Genomic DNA, 3,191 nt, shown 5'->3' on the forward strand with positions numbered 1-3,191 from the left:
ATAGCGACACAAAACCTACTTCGGACTTCAAATAGGCTGAAACTTATACGTAATCTGGAAAATCAATGCAAGCATCGATCAATAAACTAAATCTCGACGATGAATTTTACACTCCGGAACAGTGTTTCATTATCGAGCAGTCCAATAGCTTCGACGATCCGGATTTGTCCATTGCAAGAGCCCGCGTCGAGCCGGGCGTTACGACACGCTGGCATCGTCTTGTCGGAACCGTTGAGCGTTATGTCATCATACAAGGCTTGGGACGGGTTGAAGTTGGAAGTTTACCGCCGCAAGAAGTCGAGCCAGGCGACATCGTGTTGATCCCTCCGACGTACCGTCAACGGATTGCCAATATCGGATCGGAAGATTTGATTTTTCTTGCGATCTGCACTCCTCGTTTTTTAGATGCTAATTACCAAGATATCGAAGATAATCCGATTGGATTAACATAGATTTAAGTCACTTCCTGCCAGGTGATTTTGGATTCTATCTTAAGCACCTCCAGTCTATTTGGAAACGGCACTCGCATTACCTTTGCTTGTCAGCGCTAAAGTTCGGCTAGTCACAATGCGCAAGGAATGATTCAATTTCATTGTCGAAAGTAAATATCGAGGTATCCTATTTTCAGAGATTCATTGGGGTTTATAATGAATCGCTCAATAATAATTATAAATTTTAGAAGGGGTAAACATGTTAATCCGTATGCTTTATATCAGTTCGGCGACTAGTCCGATGAGTGATGAAGATATGTTGAATATGCTTGAGAAGTGTCGAGTTAATAACGCGGCTCGGAATATTACCGGCATGTTGTTGTATTGCCAGGATACCTTCGTTCAAGTTTTGGAAGGCGAAGATAAGGACGTGGATGCTCTTTATAACTGTATTAAAAAAGATCCGCGTCATAGTGGGATCAACATCCTTGAGCGTAAGGTTGTCGATAAAAGACAGTTTCCCGACTGGAGCATGGGATTTAAAAAAATTACCGATGCCGATTTATCGAACGTGGAAGGACTTAATTCATTTTTTGAGCATGATGCCGGGTCGGATTATTTCATACACGAGCAAAACATCGTGTCGTTGCTGATGCAGCATTTTAGAAAAAAATATCAAGCCCAAATGGCGCACGCCGAATTACCCACGGAAGATGTGAATCCTCTGATTGGAAGTTTGCATAAAACAATTATCAAAGCCGTCAACGTTTTAGCCGTTTTGATGGTAGCAGTGATCATATTCGGGGTTTGGGATGTCGTTGTTGTTATTTTCGATAAGCTATTTACTCCGCCTTATCTAATGCTGACAGTCAGCGATATTTTGGCGACTTTCGGATCGTTTATGATGGTTTTGATTGCCATCGAAATTTTTATCAATATTACGCTGTATTTACGTACTGATGTCATTCCGATCCGGTTAGTGCTTGCAACCGCAGTCATGGCGGTTGCTCGGAAAATTATTATTTTCGATTATAAAGCGATCGATCCGCAGTATGTCTATGCATCAGGCGTTGTTTTGCTGGCTTTAGGTGTAACTTATTGGATCGTTGGGAAGTATCACGCAGAAGAAGATAAAACGATATAGGGTTTTGTCGTAAATAATTGCCCTATTTTTGGAAAGTCAGTTGCTCGATTGACCGGTTCTTTGACAGTCCTTAACTAAACGCTAGGTGAAGGACTGTCAAAGCCTTTGGCGACCACCTCCCGCGCCTTGCTTACGCTATTGCCGAAATTTTATGCGATGATAGAGGTATCTCAAAAATCATGCAGCTGAAGCTTATTCAGCTCAGCTTTAATTTAGTGTTTTAATCTGTAGCAATATAAAATTCTTAATAGCTTCAAATTTACCGTGAGAATCTATGTTTATGAAAAATAAATGTTTAATACTGGCTGTTAGCTCCGTACTTTTATCGGCTTGTGTGACCGATCCTTACTCCGGGCAATCCCGGATGAGCAAGACTGCAATGGGCACCGGCATAGGTGCGGCGGTAGGTGCCGGCGCCGGCACTTTATTCGGCGGTAACGACTGGAAAAATGCGGGTCTAGGAGCACTGGCAGGAGGCGCTGTCGGTGCTGCGGTCGGCCTGTATATGGATAATCAAGAACAAGAGATGCGCGAATCCTTGCAGGGTACCGGTATCGAAATACAAAGAAGTTCGGAAAATACACTTAACTTGACGATGCCGAGTAGCATTACGTTCGGTTTCGATTCCGCGCAATTGACGCCTCAGGCGATGACCGCATTGGACTCCGTTGCTAATGTTTTGAATCAGTATCCCGAATCTAACATTACCGTCACCGGACATACCGACGATATCGGCAGCGAAAGTTATAATCTCAAACTGTCCGATCAACGGGCTGGCAGTGTTTCGAATTATTTGATTCAGCGCGGAGTGAATTATGCTCGGATTTCACAGCAAGGGATGGGTAAATCGATGCCGAAAGTCCCTAATACCAGCGAAGAAAATCGAGCTCAAAATCGACGCGTTGAGTTGGCTATCGTTGCTAACCAAACTCCTGTCAATCAGGGTACCAATCCTCAGCAACCTCAAGGAGTCCCTCAACAACAAAATTACCCGCAGCAACAGAACTATCCCAGGCAACCGCAAGGAGGTTACCCGCAACAAGGCTATCCTCAACAACAAAGCTATCCTCCGCAACCGCAGGGCGGTTATCCTCAACAAAATCCTCAACAGCCCGGTTATCCTCAGCAACAATATAATTATCCAAGATAAAATCTGCGTCGATGCATAGGATATACCTTTCACATTTCAAATTTCGGCAGTGCTTAAGGAGGCGCAGAGGGGATCGGTTCCTCACCTAACGATCCTCCCTTTTGATTGAAAACCGTCTAAGAAGAAAAGGTATGGTATGTGTCTATCGAGGACCGCCGTAAACCCTTCCATGGGGCTTGACGGCAGCGCTCCCTGCTGCCGACATCATCGCTAGCCACATCCCATACCTTCATAAAGTTAGGAATATGCACAAATTTACTTCTACAAGTTTTAGGCACTGTGGAGGTTCGGCGACTCGCTTGACAGGATGCCGTGAACCCAGCACCTAAATTATCCAAGATAGTTAACCATAGCCCATTCGCCATGGTTAATCCTGATTAGCAAGATGCTTCAGCTTGCCGAAGCCAAGTTTCCGAGCAGGGGCTAGTCGTAGTCGCAAAAACTAAAATATGCTGTTACCCAAGCT

The 3,191-nt window shown here is 44.4% G+C and carries 3 protein-coding genes; all 3 read left to right on the top strand.

From position 1 onward, the window contains the following. The first annotated feature begins 65 nt into the window (after positions 1–65). The 3 genes from ACRJJO_RS21860 to ACRJJO_RS21870 all read left to right on the top strand — a co-directional run bounded on the left by ACRJJO_RS21860 (position 66) and on the right by ACRJJO_RS21870 (position 2,725). Entirely contained in the window at positions 66–452 is a 387-nt protein-coding gene (locus ACRJJO_RS21860; protein ID WP_431067671.1) for a cupin domain-containing protein, read from the top strand. A gap of 250 nt (positions 453–702) precedes the next feature. Beyond that, entirely contained in the window at positions 703–1,575 is an 873-nt protein-coding gene (locus ACRJJO_RS21865; protein WP_431067673.1) for a phosphate-starvation-inducible PsiE family protein, read from the top strand. A gap of 280 nt (positions 1,576–1,855) precedes the next feature. Then, the gene (locus ACRJJO_RS21870; protein ID WP_431067672.1) at positions 1,856–2,725 is read left to right on the top strand and encodes an OmpA family protein; all 870 of its coding nucleotides are present in this window, start codon (positions 1,856–1,858) and stop codon (positions 2,723–2,725) included. Positions 2,726–3,191: the final 466 nt, after the last annotated feature.

The sequence above is a fragment of the Methylotuvimicrobium sp. genome, assembly GCF_050611805.1.
Lineage (GTDB): Bacteria > Pseudomonadota > Gammaproteobacteria > Methylococcales > Methylomonadaceae > Methylotuvimicrobium.

Coding starts and splice junctions, on each gene's coding strand:
- ACRJJO_RS21860 (WP_431067671.1), top strand. CDS start 66: ATGCAAGCATCGATCAATAAACTAAATCTCGACGATGAATTTTACACT.
- ACRJJO_RS21870 (WP_431067672.1), top strand. CDS start 1,856: ATGAAAAATAAATGTTTAATACTGGCTGTTAGCTCCGTACTTTTATCG.
- ACRJJO_RS21865 (WP_431067673.1), top strand. CDS start 703: ATGCTTTATATCAGTTCGGCGACTAGTCCGATGAGTGATGAAGATATG.